At 73.2% G+C, this 18,556-nt stretch carries 13 protein-coding genes; 3 read left to right on the top strand and 10 right to left on the bottom strand.

All coding sequences use genetic code 11. The features are described 5' to 3' along the window. Positions 1 to 29: 29 nt before the first annotated feature. The 8 genes from D7044_RS18995 to D7044_RS18955 all read right to left on the bottom strand — a co-directional run bounded on the left by D7044_RS18995 (position 30) and on the right by D7044_RS18955 (position 10,188). Positions 30 to 2,813, bottom strand: a complete 2,784-nt coding sequence (locus D7044_RS18995; protein ID WP_233565042.1) for a LuxR C-terminal-related transcriptional regulator — start codon at positions 2,811 to 2,813, stop codon at positions 30 to 32. Positions 2,814 to 2,898: 85 nt separating this feature from the next. Beyond that, positions 2,899 to 3,510 carry a TetR/AcrR family transcriptional regulator gene (locus tag D7044_RS18990; protein WP_120675342.1) on the bottom strand — a complete coding sequence of 204 codons (612 nt, stop codon included), beginning with the start codon at positions 3,508 to 3,510 and terminating at the stop codon, positions 2,899 to 2,901. A gap of 488 nt (positions 3,511 to 3,998) precedes the next feature. Beyond that, positions 3,999 to 5,285 carry an ABC transporter substrate-binding protein gene (locus tag D7044_RS18980; protein ID WP_120689715.1) on the bottom strand — a complete coding sequence of 429 codons (1,287 nt, stop codon included), beginning with the start codon at positions 5,283 to 5,285 and terminating at the stop codon, positions 3,999 to 4,001. Between the two features lie 81 nt (positions 5,286 to 5,366). Next, a complete protein-coding gene (locus tag D7044_RS18975; RefSeq protein WP_120689714.1) occupies positions 5,367 to 6,479 on the bottom strand; it encodes a branched-chain amino acid ABC transporter permease in 1,113 nt (370 codons plus the stop codon). Continuing rightward, positions 6,476 to 7,354, bottom strand: coding sequence for a branched-chain amino acid ABC transporter permease (locus D7044_RS18970; protein WP_120689713.1), 879 nt, complete (start codon positions 7,352 to 7,354; stop codon positions 6,476 to 6,478). The genes D7044_RS18975 and D7044_RS18970 overlap by 4 nt, the downstream gene beginning before the upstream one ends. Before the next feature lie 19 nt (positions 7,355 to 7,373). Further along, positions 7,374 to 8,099, bottom strand: coding sequence for an ABC transporter ATP-binding protein (locus D7044_RS18965; RefSeq protein ID WP_199716686.1), 726 nt, complete (start codon positions 8,097 to 8,099; stop codon positions 7,374 to 7,376). Positions 8,100 to 8,255: 156 nt separating this feature from the next. Beyond that, positions 8,256 to 9,041: an ABC transporter ATP-binding protein gene (locus D7044_RS18960; RefSeq protein WP_120689712.1), complete on the bottom strand. Its 786-nt coding sequence runs from the start codon at positions 9,039 to 9,041 to the stop codon at positions 8,256 to 8,258. 304 nt (positions 9,042 to 9,345) lie between these two features. Continuing rightward, positions 9,346 to 10,188, bottom strand: a complete 843-nt coding sequence (locus D7044_RS18955; protein ID WP_120689848.1) for an alpha/beta hydrolase family protein — start codon at positions 10,186 to 10,188, stop codon at positions 9,346 to 9,348. Positions 10,189 to 10,446: 258 nt separating this feature from the next. Between D7044_RS18955 and D7044_RS18950 the strand changes: the two genes are divergently transcribed. Beyond that, positions 10,447 to 11,625 carry a low temperature requirement protein A gene (locus D7044_RS18950; protein WP_120689711.1) on the top strand — a complete coding sequence of 393 codons (1,179 nt, stop codon included), beginning with the start codon at positions 10,447 to 10,449 and terminating at the stop codon, positions 11,623 to 11,625. 54 nt (positions 11,626 to 11,679) lie between these two features. On the opposite strand, the gene D7044_RS18945 is transcribed toward D7044_RS18950, so the two are convergent. Further along, positions 11,680 to 12,861, bottom strand: coding sequence for a low temperature requirement protein A (locus tag D7044_RS18945; RefSeq protein WP_120689710.1), 1,182 nt, complete (start codon positions 12,859 to 12,861; stop codon positions 11,680 to 11,682). 196 nt (positions 12,862 to 13,057) lie between these two features. Here D7044_RS18945 and D7044_RS18940 point away from each other — a divergent pair, with 196 nt between their 5' ends. Next, entirely contained in the window at positions 13,058 to 15,430 is a 2,373-nt protein-coding gene (locus tag D7044_RS18940; protein ID WP_120689709.1) for a galactose-binding domain-containing protein, read from the top strand. 67 nt (positions 15,431 to 15,497) lie between these two features. Further along, complete coding sequence (locus D7044_RS18935; RefSeq protein WP_199716685.1) at positions 15,498 to 17,558, top strand: glycosyl hydrolase family 28-related protein; 2,061 nt, start codon at positions 15,498 to 15,500, stop codon at positions 17,556 to 17,558. Positions 17,559 to 17,675: 117 nt separating this feature from the next. Here D7044_RS18935 and D7044_RS18930 read toward each other — a convergent pair whose 3' ends face one another. Continuing rightward, entirely contained in the window at positions 17,676 to 18,554 is an 879-nt protein-coding gene (locus tag D7044_RS18930; RefSeq protein ID WP_233565041.1) for an SDR family NAD(P)-dependent oxidoreductase, read from the bottom strand. Positions 18,555 to 18,556: the final 2 nt, after the last annotated feature.

The raw sequence follows: 18,556 nt of genomic DNA, 5'->3' as shown, positions 1-18,556 counted from the left end.
TCGGTCGGCCAGGGACTTTGACACCCGCCCTAAGGAAGTGCCCGAGCCAGCTCCGTACGCGACCGGACGCCGAGCCGGTGGAAGATGTTGCGCAGGTGGTGGTCGACCGTCCGGGTGGAGAGGAACATCCGGGCGGCGACCTCGCGGTTGGTGGCGCCCTCGGCGACCAGCTGTGCGATCCGCAGTTGCTGGCCGGTCAACAGCCGCGCCGCGGCCGGGTCCGGCGCGCCGACGGACTCGCCGGCCGCGCGCAGCTCCGCGGTGGCCTGGTCGGCCCAGGCTCCGGCGGCGAGCAGGGTGAACGTCTCCCAGGCGTCGTGCAGGTGGGTACGCGCGTCCCGGGGTCGACGGGCCCGGCGCAGCTCCCGGCCGAACAGGAGCGCGGTGCGGGCCCGCTCGAAGACACCGGTGTCGACGGGGTGCAGCCGCAGCGCGGTGCGGAACCGCTCCTCGGCCTCGTCGCTGCCGCGCGGGGCGAGCAGGGCGTGGCAGCGGGCCGACAGGGCGCGCCGCGACGGGCTCGCCGTGCTGCTGGCCCACCTGTCGAAGAGCGCGAGGGCGGCGACGGCGACCGGTCGGTGCGACAGCTGGGCGGCCTCCACCAGGTGGGGGGTGGCCATCACCTGGACCAGCACCTGACCGCGGCCGGTGCCCGGGCGGGCCAGCGCGGCGAGACGGGCGGCGGCCGCGGCGTGCCGGCCGTCGGTCAGGTCGAGCACCGCGACGGCCCACTGCGCGAGCGCCCAGGGCCGGCTGTACGGTGCGGGCCCGTCGCCGATCTCGCTGAGCCGGCGCAGGCAGACGTCCCGGTCGGCGCGTACGGCGGCGAGCACCGCGAGCATTCCCAGGTGGACCGCCGCCACGTTGGCCTGGCCGGTGGCGCGGGCGATCCGCAGCCCCTCCCGCGAACTATCCGCCGCCGCCGCGTGCCGCCCGAGCCAGTACTCGGCGATCGCCCGCAGCTCCAAGGCGCGTGGCAGTGCCGAGAGTTCCTTGCGCTCCCGGGCCAGCTCGACGGCCCGCTCGGCGAGCCGGTGCGCCGCGCCGTCCACCGCCACCAGCAGGCCCGCCGACGCCGCCCAGCAGAGCAGGGCAGGGGTGAGCGCCGCCCCGGTGAGCTGGCCGGTGAGCACGACGACCCGACGTAACGCGGGGCCGGCCTGCTCCAGGTCACCGCGGAGCGTCGCGCTCACCCCGGCGAGGTAGGTGCCGGTCAGCTCGACCTCGGGCGGATCGCCGGGGCGGGTGAGTACCCGCGCCCGGCGGGCGAGGTCGGCGTACCGGTACTGCGCGCCGGAGAAGCAGAGTGCCTCGCCGGCCCGGGCGAGCGCCGACAGCGCCGCCGGCCGGTCGGTGCCGGCCAGCACGTCCGCGGCGGCCAGCAGCGCGCGGAGGGCGGCGGGCGTCCGGCCGCAGCGCAGCTCGACCTCGCCGCGGAGCAGGTCGGCGCGGCCACCGGCCGGGGGCGCGGCCGGGCCCGGCACCGCGCCGCCGCGCCCCGGACCGGCCGGGCCGGTCCCGGACGGCGCGACCGGGCCGGTCGGGACCCGGCTCAGCAGCAGCTGCGCGCGCCGGGTCTCGCCGGCGGCCCAGGCGTACCGGGCGGCGTCCACCCGCCGCTCGGCGACCCGGGCGGGGTCGTCGCCGAGTTCGGCGGCCCGCTCCAACGCGACCGAGGCGCGCGCCCCGCCGACGGTCACCGCGGCCGCCTCCAGCTCCCCGGCGAGCGCTGGGTCCGGACCCGCCGCGGCCGCCGCGAGGTGCAGGGCCCGAGCCAGCCTCTGCGCGGGGTCGTCGAGCACGCCGGCGAGGCGCACGTGCGCCGCCCGACGCTCGGCGATCGGCGCAGCGGTCACGACCGCCGATCGGGCGACGGGGTGGGGGAACGTGATCCGGTGCGCCTCCACCCGAACCAGTCCGGCCCGCTCGGCGGGGGTGAGGTCGGCGATCGAGTCGCCGCCGGCGCGGGCCGCGCGGACCAGGGTCTCCGGTGCACCGTCCTCGTCGAGCGCGGCGAGCAGGAGCATCCCGCGGGTGTCGTCCGGCAGTCGATCCAGCCGGGACCGGTAGGCGCGCCCCAACGCGCCGTCGGCCGGCGGCGTCGTCGGCGGCGGCTCGTCGCCCCGGCACTGCGCCGCGGTGAGCGTTCCGGCCAGGTCGACCAGGGCCTGCGGGTTGCCTCCGGCGGCCGCGACGAGCGCCTCGGTCACCGGTCCGACGGGCGGCTCGGGCAGCCGGTCGGCGAGGAGAGCCGCGCCGTCGCTCTCGTCGAGCGGGCCGAGCCGGTAGCTCGGCAGCCCGCCGGGGGGCGCGGACGTCGCGGTGAGCACGACGGCGATCGGCAGCCGCCGCAGCCGCCGGGCAGCGAACGCGAGGACCTCGGCGGTCGGCCGGTCACCCAGGTCGACGTCGTCCATGGTGCAGAGCAGTGGCCGGCTCCGTGCGACGACGGCGAGCAGCCGCAGCACCGCGAGACCCAGCGCGAGCTGACGCTCGGGCGGGCAGCCGGAGCCGGCCAGCGCCCGTCGCAGCAGCCGGGAGTCGAAGGCCGGCAGTTCACCGGCGCAGTCGAGCACCGGGTCGAGGAGGCGCTGCAGCCCGGCGTAGGGCAGGCTCGCCTCGTCGGCGAGACCGGTCGAGGCGAGGAGGGCGAACTTGCGCGCGTGCCGGTGGGCGTAGCCGACGAGGGCGCTGCGCCCGGAGCCCGGCTCGCCGTGCAGCACGAGGGCCGCCCCGGCGTCGGTCGGGCCGGCGAGCAGCCGCCGGATCGCCCGGCGTTCCTCATCCCGACCGCGCAGTACGGTTATTTGCATTGGTGATGCAGTAACCATACATTCAGTGTCGCCTATGTGATGCGGGTTGGAAAGAGGCCGGAGAACGCCGGGGCACGGGCCGGCGTCAGTCCCGGACGACCTCCGCCAACAGCGCGCGCACCGTACGCGTCGTGACCGCTCGCGCCTGGTCCACCCCGAGCCCCAGGCCGTCGCGCAGCATCGACCACGCCGGCCACATGCTCGCCGCCACGATCGCGTCGACGAGTTGCCGGCGACCCCGGCCGGCCTGCGCCAACTCGGCGGCGAAGAGCTCCTCGACCTCCTCGCGCACGCGCTCGATGTGCTTGAGCCGGTTGCGGTGCAGCTGGTCGGAGACCGGCTCACGCATCTGCGCGGCCCGGGCCGACGGGGCGATGAGCTGGAGCAGCCGGGCCCGCTGCCGGCAGTACGCGTCGACCCGCTTGGCCAACGGCAGCGTCGGCGAGATCGGCCGGTACGCGGCGTCCTGCCGGCGGAGCACCTCGGCGCCGCTGGCCTCGAAGAGGGTCTCCATGTCCTTGAAGTTGGTCCAGAGCGTCCGCAGCGAGATCCCGGCCCGCTCGGCGATCCGCTCCCCGGTCGGCCGCAGGTCGCCCTCGGAGATGAGGTCGAGGTGCGCCTCGACGATGGCCGCGCGGGTGCGCTCGGAGCGCAGCGTCCGCCCGTCGACGCGGCCCGGAGCCGCCGCCCCGCTCATCCGCTCGCGCCCCCTCACCACCGTCGCGGCCCACCCGACGGCGAGTCTAGACAGGCGGTGATCAGCGCCATCACCTCGGGCCACGACCACGACCACGGCGACGGCGACGGCGACGGCGACGGCGACGCCGGGAGCAGCGACCACGCTGGCGGCAGCGGCGGCGGGGACCCGATCCGACGGGCGACGACCGCCGGCCCGAACGGGGGCGCGGCACGACGCCGGGCGGCCATGGACGCCGCGAACCCGACCGGCTCCGGCCCGCCCGGCGTCGCGGCGACGAGTGCGGCCCGCCCGCCGAGCCGACCAGAAGTTGCATTCACAGTGCATATTTTACGAGGGCCGCGCGGCCCGGTCAACGCTGGCGGCGGGCGCAGCGGGCTACCCTCGCCGGGCGGCCCGGGCCGAACCGGGAACCCGGCAGGACAGGATCGAGCCCGGCCACGGCGTAGGACGTGCCGTGACCGGGCTCGACGGGAGCGCGAAGCGGGTCAGCTGCCGGTCGGCACCCCGTTGGCCGGCGGCTGGACCGGCGTCGCGGTGTACTCGTTGACCGCCCCGTCCGCCTCGTCGGTCTCGTACGCCGGCCCGAAGTAGCTCTGCACTCCCCCGCTGACCCGGGTCAGCCGCTCGCCGCCGTAGCCGGAGTGGTCGTCCGCCGAGAAGCGCAACGGCACGAGGCCCGGCCCTTGGAAGCCGCCCTTGCCGACCGCCTCGAGCACGCCCTCCCGGGTGAGGTCCTTCCCGGCGGCGAGCAGCGCCTGCACGAAGAGGTAGCCGACGGACATGCCGTAGACGGTGTTGCCGTCGAACTCCGCGTTCCCGTTGTGCTCCTTGTTGATCCGGGTGAAGAGCTGGATCCACGGGTTGGCGGCGTCGTTCTGCATCGGCAGGTAGTTGCCCCCGATCATGCCCTCCAGCAGCGGCGCGGCCTCGCCGAGCTGCTTGGCCAGGGTCGGGTGGTCCGCGCCGACGTTGGAGACCACCCACTGCGGCTTGAAGCCGAGGCGGGCCGCGGTGCCGATGGAGAGCGCGGTGAACCCGGGCACGGTGGCGAGGACGACCACCTGGCAACCGGCCGCCTTGAACGCGCCGATCTGCGGCGCCACGTTCGTGTTGCTGGTGACGTACGTCTGCTTGACGGCCACCCCGGCGGCCCCGAGGATCTTCTCCACCCCGGCGAGGCTGTCCCGGCCGAAGTCGTCGTCCTGGCCGAGGAAGCAGACCTTGCGCCCCGGCATGGTGGTCTTCACGTGCTGGGCCAGGATCTTGCCCTCCACCGTGTAGTCCGGGTTGAACCCGAAGGTGCCCGGGTACTTGTCCGGCTGGTCCCAGCTGCGGCTGCCGGAGGCGACGAAGAGGTCGGGCACCCGATTGGTCTTGAGGAAGTCGAGCACGCCGGTGTGCGTGGGCGTCCCGAGTCCGTTGAGGATCGCGAAGACCTTGTCCTGGAGGACCAGCTGGCGCACCACCTGCTGGGTGTTCGCCGGGTTGTACCCGTCGTCCATGATCCTGTAATTGATCTTGCGACCGTGCACCCCGCCGTTGGCGTTTACGTAGTCGAAGTACGCCTTCGTGGCCGGGGCGATCTTCGAGTAGCCGGCCGCCGCCGGCCCGGTGAGCGGCATGTGGGTGCCGACCAGGATCTCGGTGTCGGTGACACCGGGCACGTTCCCGCGGCTGGGGCCGGAACCGCCGTCGTCGCCGCAGGCGGCCGTGGCGATGAGCAGAGCGATGGTGCTGGCGATCACGAGACCGCGTCGCGCCGTACGGTGCATGGGGAACACCGACCTTTCCTCGGTGGGGGTTTCGTGGTGGAGGGTGGGGCGCCCGGACAGGGGGAAGGCCGGACCAGTGGCTCAGGAGCGGCGCGCCCGCCAGCGGGCGAGCAGCGCGCGGCCGAGCCGGGACAGCAGGCCCTGCACGCCGCCGGGGGCGACGAGCATGACCACGACCAGGGTGATCCCGAAGATCGCCAGCGGGAGGTTGCCTTCCAGTCGCTGCGCCGCCGCCGCCGAGAGGGTCAGCTGGTCGGTCACCGAGTGGCTGAGGTCCGGCAACGCGACGAGCAGGACGGCGCCCCACACCGCGCCGGCGAGCCGTCCCAGGCCACCGATCACCACGGCCATGAGCAGGAAGAGCGAGAGGGTGAGCCCGAACGCGCCCGGGGAGACGCTCTGCGCGAGCACCGCCAGCAGCGCCCCGCCGAGGCCGGCGGTCGCGGCGCTGACCACGAACGCCAGGACCTGGGTGCGGGCGACGTGGATGCCGGCGAGGCGGGCGGCCACCTCGTCGTCGCGCACCGCCCGGAACGTCCGGCCGTACCGGCTGCGCACCAGGTTCGCCAGGAGCAGCAGGGTGAGCAGCGTGGCCGCGCCGGCGATCCAGAGCTGCCACCGCTCGTACGGGAAGTACGCGCCGAGCGCCAGCGGCGGCGGCTCGACCGGCACCGACAGGCCCTGCTCACCGTTGAACACGCCGTTGAACGTGACGGTGAGCGCCGGCACCACGACCGCGACCGCGAGGGTGACACCGGCCAGGTAGGGGCCGCGCAGCCGGGCCGCGGCCACCCCCACCACGGCACCCACCGCGACCGTGACGACGACCGCGGCGGCCAGCGAGACGAGCAGCAGCAGACCGCCGGTGGCGCCCCGGTCGTAGAAGGCGTTCTGGCACAACGCGACGGTGTACGCGCCGGTGGCCATCAGCGCCCCGTGCCCCAGCGACAGCTGCCCGTTGAGCCCGGTGAGCACGGTCAGCCCGGCGGTGGCGCAGAGGTACGCCGCCACAGTGGCGATCTGGAAGTTGCGGAACGGCTCGACCGCGTAGCTCAACCCGAGCAGCAGCAGGCCGGCCACCGCCGCGACGGCGAGGTGACGCAGCAGGGTGCTGCCCCGGCGCGGATCGGCCGGCCGACCGGCCCCGCCGGTCGCCCGCTGCTGTGGCGGCGTCGCCGCCGAGGTGGCGCTCACACCCGCCTCGCCGCGACCGGGGCGAAGAGACCGCCGGGACGGACCAGGAGCACCGCCAGCAGCAGCACCAGCACCGCCAGCGGGGTGAGATCGCTGCCGGCGTAGCCGCTCACGTAGGAGAGCACCAGCCCCACCACCAGACCACCGACCAGCGCGCCTGGTGGGCTGTCCAGCCCGCCGACCACCGCCGCGGTGAACGAGGAGACGAAGACCAGGTCCATGGCGTGCGGATGCAGACCGAGCTCGGTCGGGATGACCAGCATCGCGGCCAGCGCGCCCACCCCCGACGCGAGCGCCCACCCGAGGGTGAGCATGCCGCCGACGTTCACCCCGAGCAGGCGCGACACCTCGGGAGCGAACGCCGCGGCCCGCATCCGCAGGCCGATCGCGGTCCGCGCGAAGATCCACGCGAGCGCGCAGACCACCACCGCGACCGCACCGAAGACGAACAGGTCGTACGGGGAGAGCACGGCGAACCCGCCGACGGTGAACGCGCCGCGGGAGAAGGGCACCTCGGCGGGGCGGAACTCGCTGCCGTAGACCATGCCGAGGACGGCCTGGATCAGCAGCACCAGCCCGAGCGCGACGATCACCGGGTTCAGCGGTGAGGCGTGGTCGACGTACCGCATCACGGCCCGGTCGACCAGCGCGCCGAGCGCCAGCCCGGCCACGAGCGCGACCACGAAACCCAGCCAGTACGAGCCGGTGGCCGAGGCGACGCTGTAGGCCACGTACGCCGCGGCGACGGCCATCGCGCCCTGGGCGAAGTTGACGACCCGCGCGGCCCGCCAGATCAGCACCAGGGCGAGCGCGAACGCGGCGTAGACCGCTCCCCGGGACAGGCCGTCCAGGGTGAGGAAGACGAAGCGGTCCAAGGTTCTCCCTCCAGGATGGTCAGAAACCGAGGTAGGCGTGACGCAGGTCGACGTCGTCGCGCAGGTCGGCGGCGGGGGCGGTGGTGACGACCCGGCCGAGGGACATCACCACGCCCTGGTCGGCCACGGAGAGCGCGCTGCGGACGTTCTGCTCGACGAGCAGCACGGTGAGCCCGGTGTCGTCGCGCAGCTGCCGCAGCAGGGCCATGATGCGGGCGACCACCCGCGGCGCGAGCCCGAGCGACGGCTCGTCGAGCAGCAGCAGGCGGGGCCGCCCGACCAGCGCCCGGCCGAGCGCGAGCATCTGCCGCTCACCACCGGAGAGTTGGTGACCGAGGTGACGCCGCCGCCGGGCCAACGGCTCGAAGAGCTGGTAGACCTCCTCCAGGGCGCGAGCGGCGTCGGCCCGGTCGCGCCGCCACAGCCCGCCGAGGCGCAGGTTCTCGTCGACGGTGAGCTCGCCGATCACGCCGCGCCCCTCCGGCACGTGCGCCATGCCGCGCTGCACCAGCCGCTCCACCGGGACGCCCCGCAGGTCCTCCCCGGCCAGCTGGATCCGGCCGGCCTGCGGACGCAGCACGCCGGAGATCGTGCGCAGCAGGGTGGTCTTGCCGGCGCCGTTCGCGCCGACCACCGCCGCGATCGTGCCGGCGGGCACGGTGAGGTCGATGGCGTGCAGCACCGGGGCGGCGCCGTAGCCCGCCACCACGTCCCGCACCATCAGCAGATCGCCGCGCTCGCTCATGCCGCCACCTCCCTCCGGTCGGCGACGCCACGAGACTCAACCGCACAGCACCGAATGATTCGCTCGCCGCGTTCGCTCATGCCGCCACCTCCCTCCGGTCGGCGACGGCACGAGACTCAACCGCACAGCACCGAATGATTCGCTCGCTGCGCTCGCTCATGCCGCCGCCTCGTCGACGGAGGCGCCGAGGTAGGCGTCGGTGACCGCCGGGTCGTCGCGGACCTCGTCGGGGGTGCCGGCGGCGATCACCCGACCGAAGTCGAGCACCACCAGCTCGTCGCAGACCGACATCACCAGGTCCATGTGGTGCTCCACCAGCAGCACGGCGCACGGGTCGGCGTCGCGCTGCGGCAGCTGCCGGATCAGCTCGGCCAGCTCGGCGATGTCCTCGCCGCCGAGGCCGCCGGCGGGCTCGTCGAGCAGGAGCAGCCGGGGCCGGGCGGCGAAGGCGCGGGCCAGGGCGACCCGCTGGCGTACGGCGAAGGGGAGCGTGCCCGGCGCGGCGTCGGCGTGCGCGGCGACTCCCAGCTCGTCGAGGACGTCGAGGGCGTGCCGGCGCAGCCGGGCCTCGTCGCGGTCGCTGCGCGGCAGCCCGAGCAGGGCCGGGAGGAAGCCGGCGCGGGCGGTGTGCGAGGCGCCGGCCATCACGTTCTCCAGGACGGTCAGTCCGGCGAAGAGCCCGGTGCCCTGCAGCGTCCGGGCGATGCCGAGCCGGGTCAGCCGGTGCGGACGCGGCCGCAGCGGCCGACCGTCGAGGGTGATCGAACCGGTCTCCGGCGCGACGAATCCGCAGATCACGTTGAACAGCGTGGTCTTGCCGGCGCCGTTGGGGCCGATCACGCCCACCACCCGGCCGGGGGGCACCCGCAGGGAGACGTCGTCGAGGGCGGTGAGGCCGCCGAAGCGCACTCCGATGTGGTGCAGCGCGAGGCCTTCCTCCATCACCCATCTCCCGGGTCGTGGCGGGTCGCTATTTACACTCGCAGTGTACTTTTCTCGGATACCGCGTCAATACTTTCGATGTTTCGATCCAATCGCCGTTTCGAGCGGCGCGCCAGCCTCCGGACGGCCGAACCACCAGAACTTCCGACCGGACGCACACCGGCGAGCTCCCGCCCCCGCGGATCACCTCGTTGATCATGAAGTTGTTACCGCGACACGCCGTCGCCGAGCGCAATAACTTCATGATCAACGGGGCGGGGCAGGGGCGGGGCGGCCGGGGTTCGGCCGCCCCGCCCCTGGATGGTCAGGTGCTGGGGCAGGTGTTGCGGTACTCCTCGATCTGCACCCCACTCGGGCCGGGGCACAGGAACTGCTCGTAGCGGGTGTCGTCGTCGACGAACCGCTTCAACCAGGCCACGGCCTGCCGGGCCGTCGGCGTGTTCACCGTCTGGGGGAAGAAGTGGCTCGCGCCGTTCAACTCCAGGTAGGCCTTCTCCGCCGACGCCGGGATGCTGTTGTAGAACGGGATCGAGTGACTGGCGACCGGGGCGACGGAGTCGTTCTCACCGCCGACGATCAGCGTGGGCACCTGGAGCGTGTTCCAGGTCTTGTCCAGGTTCCACGGAGCGAGCGGCACGGCGGCCTGCAGCGACGGCCGGGACGCGGCCGCCTCCAGGCTGCCGCCGCCGCCCATCGAGTGACCGGCCACGGCGAGCCGCGAGCCGTCGATGCGAGTGCGCACCGAGCTCCGCTCGACCAGGTAGTCGAGCGCGGCGAGCAGCTGCCGACCTCGACTCGCGGGCTGGTCGAGCCGGGAGTTGGTCTCGATGCCGATCACCACGAAACCGTGCGAGGCGATTCGCGGCCCGAGCCAGCTGATGCTGGACCAGGCCGCGGTGTAGCCGGGCGAGATGGCGATCGCGCCGAAGGTGCCCTGGCTGGTGTCGGTCGGGTAGTAGATGACGCCGCCGCCGAAGCCGGTGACGCTCAGCGAGGAGACGGTCTGGGAACCCGTGCTGAAGGGGCCACGGCTCGCCTCCAGCAAGGCGACGGTCGGGGCCGGGCCGCGCTCGTACGGGTTCTCGGCGGCCTGGACCGGGCCGGCCGACGCGGCGAGGGCGCCCGCCGCGACCAGCGCGGCGGCCATCGCCGTACGGGCGACGCGGGACAGCACGGAGCGGGGGTGGGTGGTGGGTGAGGACACGTCGGGCACTCCCTGGCGGTCGGAGGTATATCGACGTGCATCAGTCTCAGCGACGATGCTGCTCAACGCATCGGCGAAATCACCGGTCCCGCGGGGGTGACGAGCAGCGTTCCCGGTCCGCCACCCGGCGGTGGTGGATACGTTGGCAGTGGCCCTCACCGGTCACGGCGTCCACGGTGCGCGTCAGAGGAGGCAGACGCGGTGACCTCTGCTCCGCTCCCCCGCATCCTGCGTCGGCGCGGCGAGCCCGGGTATCCGACCTTCCTGGAGCTCTTCTTCGACGTCACCTACATCTTCATGCTCTCCCGGATCGCCGCTGGGCTCGCCGAAGACCTCACCCTGCGGGGCGCGGCCGAGACGGCCGTCCTACTGATGGCGGCGTGGTGGGTCTGGGTGCTCACGGCGTGGCTCACCGACCTGTTCAATCCGCGGCTGCCGATCATCCAGGCGACGGTCCTGCTGGTCATGTTCGGGACGCTGGTGATGGCGATCGCGGTGCCGCAAGCTTTCGACGGGTACGGCTGGCTCTTCGTCACCGGGTACTTCGGCATCCACGTGGTCCGCGACGCCGTGCTGATCCCCGGAACGCGGGTGAACCATCCGATCCAGGCGCGCAGCGTACGGGTGTTCTTCTGGTTCATCGTCACCGCCACCCCCTGGGTGGTCGGGGCGCTGATGGCGGGGACGGCACGGCTGGCGCTCTGGGCGGTCGCGGTCGCCGTCGACCTCGGCTCGGCCCGAATCGGTTGGCCGACCCCGAGACTCGGGCGCACCGAGCTGGCCAGTCAGATCTTCACCGGCTCGCACCTGTCGGAACGGCACCAGCAGATCTACCTCATCGCGGTCGGTGAGCTGATCCTCACCATCGGCCTCGGGCTGAGCACGAGCGACTTCACGGCAGCGGAGGTCACGTCCGCCGCTGTCGCGTTCAGCGGCGGGATTCTTTTCCTCCGGCTCTACTTCCAGCGGGCGCAGCAACTCCTCGCCCCATCCGGGCTCACGGCGGTCGAACGGGTGCGGCCCGGCACCTCCACGTCGTACAGCCATCTCGTGATGGTGGCCGGCGTGCTGGTGACCTCGATGAGCTTCTCGCTGGTGATCGAACGGCCACTCGGCCCCACGCCGGCCGCATGGACGGCCGTCGCCCTCGGCGGGCCGGCGATCTTCCTGGTCGGCAGCTGCCTCTTCGACGCGGTGCTGACCGGCCGGCTGCTCTGGTCCCGGGCCCTTGGCGTGGTGGCGCTCGGCGCCCTCGCTCCGGCGGTGGCCATGCTCCCGCCGTTGGGCGTCCTCGTGGTGCCGAACCTGGTTCTGCTGGTCATCCTGGTCGGAGAGTCGGCGGCGCCCCGCTCACGGCTGGTCGGCGTCCCGACCGGTTGACCCGCCGAGTCGGCCGGACGTTCCGACCGACCGGTGGCCGTGGGAGCAGGACGCTCAGCCGAGCGCCGGCGGCGCCGGCGTGCGGGCGTGCAGCCGGGTGGAGACCAGGTTAGCCGCGGCGATCAGGGCGAGGACGACCATGGCGAGCAGCGCGACCAGGATCGGCGGGAGCAGCGCCGAGGCCGGCGCGATAGCGCACAGCAGCACCAGCCCGACCACCCGGGAGCGGGAGATCCTCCCGAACACGGTGTAGTCGAGCAGCGCCCGGCCGATCAGGTACAGCGCCGGTCCGCCGAGGAGGACGGCGGCCCAGGACGGCGGCGTGTCGCCGAACGGGCGCGCCACGACGAGTTCGCCGGCCACCGCCCCGCCGACGATGCCGGCCACCATCGCCAGGTGGCAGACCGCGGCGGCGCGGATGAGCAGGGCCGGGTCCGCCGACCGGGCGATCGCCTCGGTCAGCAGTTCGCCCGCCCGGTAGATGTAGATCCGCCACATCAGCACCACGATGGTGAAGACCACCACGAGGGCATAACCGCGGTCCAGCGTGTACTCGTGCTGGCTGAACGTCGTCCCGGTGGTGAGGACGGCGGCTCCGAAGGCGACCACGATGAACTGCCGGTACCGCTCGGGCACCCGCCCGCCCCCCAGCCGCCATTCCAGCGACTGCGAGCGACCGAGCCCGGGGACCGGCCAACCGAAGGCGCCGGCAGCGTACTCGATCGCGATCGCCAGCGCCCAGAGCCCCAACCGCGCCGGGCCGTCTGAGAGCGCGCCGGTGATCCAACCGATCGCCGCCACCGCCTCCCAGAAGGCGATTCTGCCGCTGCGCCGTGGTCCGGCCGGGTCCCTGGCGAAGAACAGGAAGTAGGAGATCGAGCCGAAGTGGATGAAGAGATAGGTGCCCGCGAAGAGCAACCCGCGATCGTGGAACGCGCCGGGCACGACAGCGGCCAGCAGCAGACTCGCCGCCGCCACGCCGATGATGTGCGACTGTACGGACGCGCGCTCCAGGCCCGAGGTGCCGCCGACCCACGTCGTCAACGCCCAGATCAGCGCCAACGCGAAGAGCAGCACCAGCGTCCGGGCGATGCCCGTCCAGCTCAGGTCGTTCACCAACGTCTTGGCCAGCGAGACCAGCGCGAAGACGTAGACCAGGTCGAGGAAGAGCTCCACGAAGAACGGGCGTTCGGATTCCCGAGCCGTCTCGGCGCTGCCGTCCGCCGCCATCGCCATCGCGTGTCACCCGGTCCCACCCGCGCCGTCCCCTACCCGCCGACAGTACGGCTCATCGACCCCGTGGACGCATCTCATCCACTTCTTACAACGCGGCCGACGTGATCTTTCATAAGGCAGTCGGGCTATTGCGATGCAAAGTCGCGGGCTGGCATGATGGCCGTCAATTCCTCCGACCGGCGAAGGAGCCATCCCCATGGCACTCACCCGTCGCACCCTGATCGGCTCCGTGGCGGCGGGATCCGCGCTCGCCACCCTTCCCGACCTGACCGCGCCCGCCCCGGCCACCGCGGCCAGCCCGCCCGGCGACGTGGTCGGCAAGATCACCGTCGGCTACCAGGGCTGGTTCAGCTGCCCGGGCGACGGCGCGCCGATCGGTGGCTGGTGGCACTGGAGCCGGGATCGCTTCCAGCCCCCGTCACCGGCGAACACCACCATCGTGTCCTGGCCGGACCTGCGGGACTACACCCACGGCTACACCACCGCCTACCCCGACCTCGGCAACGGCCAGCCGGCCCAGCTCTTCTCCTCCTACGACCAGCAGACGGTCGACACCCACTTCCGGTGGATGCAGGAGCACGGCTGCGACACCGCGGCCCTCCAACGGTTCAACCCGTTCGGCGACGAGGGGCCGACCCGCGACGCCATGACGGTGAAGGTCCGTAGCGCCGCCGAGCGGTTCGGCCGCAAGTTCTACATCATGTACGACGTCACCGGCTGGACGTCGATGCAGTCCCAGATCAAGCAGGACTGGACGACGAAGATGTCGGCGCACACCGCGTCGCCGGCGTACGCGCGGCAGAACGGCCGACCGGTGGTCTGCGTCTGGGGGTTCGGCTTCGACGACGACGGGCGCCCGTTCGCCCCCGCGCCCTGCCTCGACGTGGTCCAGTGGTTCAAGGCGCAGGGCTGCTACGTCATCGGCGGTGTGCCCACCTACTGGCGGCAGGGCATCAACGACTCCCGGCCGGGCTTCGGCGAGGTCTACCGCGCCTTCGACATGATCTCCCCCTGGATGGTCGGGCGGACCGGCACCCTCGACGGGCTGGACTGGTTCCACACCAACGTCAACGTGCCCGACCTCGCCGACTGCGCCTGGCACGGCATCGACTACCAACCCTGCGTCATGCCCGGTGACCTCTCGTCCGGGCACCGCCGGCACGGCGACTTCTACTGGCGGCACCTCTACAACCTGACCCGCCTCGGCGCGCAGGGGCTCTACGTCTCGATGTTCGACGAGTTCAACGAGGGCAACCAGATCGCCAAGACCTCCGAGACGCAGGAGAGCACGCCCGCCGGGGCGGGCATCCGCGCGCTCGACGAGGACGGCACCTTCTGCTCGTCCGACTACTATCTGCGGATCACCGCCGACGGTGGGGGGATGTTCAAGGGGCAGCTCCCGCTCACCCCGGTACGCCCGACCCCGCCGGTCATCGGAGGCGGTCCGCCGCCGAGCGGCAACCTGGCCGCCGGCCGACCGGCCACGGCGAGCAGCCAGCACGGGCCGTACGTAGCCGGCAACGCGGTCGACGGCGACCGGGGCAGCTACTGGGAGACGACCAACAACGCCTTTCCCCAGTGGTGGCAGGTCGACCTCGGCGCCGGCCATCCGGTGAACCGGCTCGTCCTCGCGGTGCCCGCGGGGTGGGAGGCGCGGACCCAGACGATCTCGGTGCAGGGCAGCGCCGACGGGTCGTCCTTCAGCACGCTCGTCGCGACGACCGGGATCCGGTTCGACCCGGCCACCGGCAACACCGCCACCGTCGCGCTGCCGGCCACCCCCACCCGGCACGTCCGGGTCACGGTCACCGGGAACACCGCATGGCCCGCGGCGCAGCTCTCCCAGGTCGAGGTGTACGCCGCCGGCGGCACACCCACCCCACCCACCGCCCCCGGCAACCTCACGGTGACCGGCCGGACCGCCACCAGCGTCTCGCTCGCCTGGTCCGCCTCCACCGACGCCGACGGGGTGGCCGGCTACCAGGTCCGTCAGGGCACGACGACAATCGCCTCGGCCAGCGGCACCTCGGCCACCGTCACCGGGCTGAGCCCCGCCACCGGGTACACCTTCACGGTCGTGGCGCTGGACCCGGCCGGCACCTCGTCGCCGCCGTCGAACGCGGTCACGGTGACCACCGACCCGGCGGCGCAGACCGACCTGGCCCGGGGTCGGCCGACCGCGCAGAGCAGCCAGACCCAGTCGTACGGCAGCGCGAACGTGGTCGACGGCAATCCGGACAGCTACTGGGAGAGCGCGAACAACGCCTTCCCCCAGTGGGTGCGGGTCGACCTCGGCGCGACCGGCACGATCGGGCGGGTCGTGCTGCGGCTGCCTCCGGCCGCGGCCTGGTCGGCGCGGACCCAGACCCTCTCGGTGCAGGGCAGCGCCGACGGCAACGGCTGGAGCGACCTCGTCGCCTCCGCCGGCCGACGCTTCGACCCGGCCACCGGCAACCAGGTGACGCTCACGTTCCCCGCTGCCTCGGCCCGGTACGTACGCGTCCACGTCACCGGCAACACCGGCTGGCCCGCCGGGCAGCTCTCCCAGCTCGAGGTCTACACCGCCTGAACCCCGGCCTCCGTGGCGAGGCCGGGCCCCGCACCACCCCCACCACTGAGAAGAGATGAGCCCTGCCATGAACCGGAGCATCCGCGCGGAGCTGCCGCTCCCGCGCCACCGGCGCCGGCGGGCGGCGGTCGCCGCCGTGACCGCGCTCGCCACGGCGCTCGGCCTCCTGGCCGGCGCGCCCGCCGGGGCCGCCACCAGCCGGGACGCCGCCCGCGCCGCCGGTCCGGTGGTGACCCGGGCCGCCCTCGACCCGCAGCTTGTCGCCGGCCGGGGCGCCCGCGTCGCCTTCCTGGAGCAGGAGGCGGAGAACGCGGTAACGAACGGCCAGCTCATCGGCCCCGACCGCAACGCGTACACGCTGCCCTCGGAGGCGTCCGGGCGGCGGGCGGTCCGGTTGACCCCTGGCCAGCACGTCGAGTTCACCCTGCCGGCGGCGGCCAACGCGATCACGGTGCGCTACAGCATTCCCGACGCGCCCACCGGCGGTGGCATCACCGCGCCGCTGGACGTCGCCGGCAACGGCAAGCGGATCCGCACGATGACGCTGACCTCGCAGTACGCGTGGCTCTACAACCAGTACCCGTTCACCAACGACCCCGACGCGGAGCTGCTGCACCCCGACTGGTGGATCACCGAGTGCTCCTGCGTGCCGGCGGAGACCACCCCGTACCCCGTGATCCAGAAGCCCTTCCGGCCCAGCCACTTCTACGACGAGCAGCGGCTGCTGCTCGGCCGCACCTACCGGGCCGGTGACCGGATCCGGCTCACCGTCCCGGCGGGCAGCAACGCCGCGTGGACCGTCATCGACCTGCTCGACTCGGAGCTGGTCGGTCCGCCGAAGGTACGCCTGCTCGCCGCGAACGTGCTGGCCTTCGGCGCCGACCCGACGGGCCGCCGGGACGCGGCCCCCGCCATCGAACGAGCCATCGCGTTCGCCCGGCGCACCGGGCTGCCCGTCTACCTGCCACCGGGCACCTACCAGGTCAACCGGCACATCATCGTCGACGACGTGACCATCGAGGGCGCCGGCAACTGGTACACGACCGTCAAGGGCCGCGAGGTCGCCCTGCCCACTCCGGCGCCGGACGGCTCGGTGCACACCGGCGTCGGCTTCTACGGCCGGGACGCGGCCGACGGCGGCAGTCGCAACGTCCACCTCTCCGACTTCACCATCGAGGGTGACGTGCGGGAACGGATCGACACCGACCAGGTGAACGCGGTCGGTGGGGCGATGAGCGACTCGACCATCGACGGCCTGTACCTGCGCCACACCAAGGTGGGCCTGTGGTTCGACGGGCCGATGCGCAACGTACGCGTCACCGACAACATCATCGTCGACCAGATCGCCGACGCGTTGAACTTCCACACCGGCGTGACCGATTCGCTCGTCGAGAACAACTTCGTCCGGAACACCGGTGACGACGGCCTGGCGATGTGGTCGGAGCAGACGGCCAACGCGCGCAACACCTTCGCCCGCAACACCGTGCAGTCACCGGTGCTCGCCAACGGCATCGCCGTCTACGGCGGCGCCGACAACACGGTGACCGGCAACCTGATCGCCGACCCGGTACGGGAGGGCAGCGCCATCCAGGTCGGGTCCCGCTTCGGCGCGGAGCCGTTCACCGGTCACCTGCGGATCAGCGACAACACGACGGTCCGGGCCGGCACCTGGGAACTGAACTGGAAGATCGGGCTCGGCGCGATCTGGTTCTACGCCCTGGATCGCAGCATCGACGCGCGCGTCGAGGTGACCGGTGACGCGTACCTCGACAGCACCTACAACGCGGTCATGCTGGTCAGCGAGTGGGCGGTGAAGGACCTCTACTCGATCAGCGACGTGCACTTCCGCGACATCCGGGTCGACGGCACCGGCACGTCGGTGGTCAGCGCCCGTACGGCTGGCTCCGCCTCCTTCCAGAACGTCGACGCGCGGCACGTCGGGGCGGTCGGCGTCAACAACTGCGGCTCTTTCCACTTCACCCCGGCCGGTTCGGAGTTCGGCCTCACCGACCTCGGTGGCAACGACGGTGGCTGGCTCGCCGACTGGCAGTTGCCGAACACCATCACCTGCGACGACCGCCCGCCGGTGACCCCGCCACCCCCGCCCACCCCCTGGACCACCCCCTGACCGCCCCCTGACCCGGCGCCCGCCCGCCCAGTCGTGTCGATCATGAGGTTGGCGGGGGATGTGGAGATCCACTCCCCCGTCAACCTCACGATCGACGGGGACAGGCCCCCGAGGGGGTCAGGGGGTGGTGTGGGCGCTGTCGCCTGCGGTGGCGGCGAAGGCGGTGCCGCTGACCATCCGGGCGTCGTCCGAGGCGAGGAAGACCACCAGCGGCGCCACGTCCTCCGGCGCGACCCACGGCACGCCCAGCGGCGTACGGGCGCGCAGCGCCTCCACCGCGGCCGGCTCGTCCCGGGTCACGTCACCCGACGGGGTACGCCCCGCCTCGGCGAGCGCCTGCGCGTACCGGTCCTGGTGCCGGGTCAACGCCGTGTCCACCAGCCCCGGGATCACCGCGTTGACCGTGATGCCGTACGCGCCGAACTCCAGCGCCGCCGACTTCATCAGACCGATGATGCCCCACTTCGACGCCGAGTACGCCGCGCCGAACTTGGTGCCGTGGTGGCCCTGGGTGGAGGAGGTGACGATGATCCGGCCGCCGCCACGGCGCAGCAGCAGCGGCGCGAAGACCCGCAGCACGTTTGCCGTACCGGTCAAGTTCACGTCGATCTGGTCGTGCCAGTCGGGGTCGGTCATCTCCAGCAGCGGCTTGAACGCCTGGATGCCGGCGTTGGCGAAGACGATGTCCACCCCGCCCCACCCGTCACTGACCCGGTCGGCGACCGCCCGCACCTGCCGGACGTCGCGCTGGTCGGCGGTGAGCACAAGCCAGCGCCGCCCGTACGCCTCGACCTGCCGGCCCGTCTCGTCGAGGTCCGCGCCGGTGGCCGGCGGGTAGTCCAGGATCGGGCTCACCGGCCCCGCGATGTCCACTCCGGCGACGTCGGCGCCGGCCCGGGCCAACGCGACCGCGGCGGCCCGCCCGATGCCGCGCGCCGCACCGGTGACCACGGCGACGCGCCCGTGCAGCGGCGTGCTGCTCCCCGCCTCGTCCACCG

Origin of the sequence: Micromonospora musae (genome assembly GCF_003626635.1) — a bacterium.
GTDB classification, from domain to species: domain Bacteria; phylum Actinomycetota; class Actinomycetes; order Mycobacteriales; family Micromonosporaceae; genus Micromonospora; species Micromonospora musae.
Note: the sequence above shows the minus strand (reverse complement) of the source record. Positions and strands in the feature narration are given on the sequence as shown.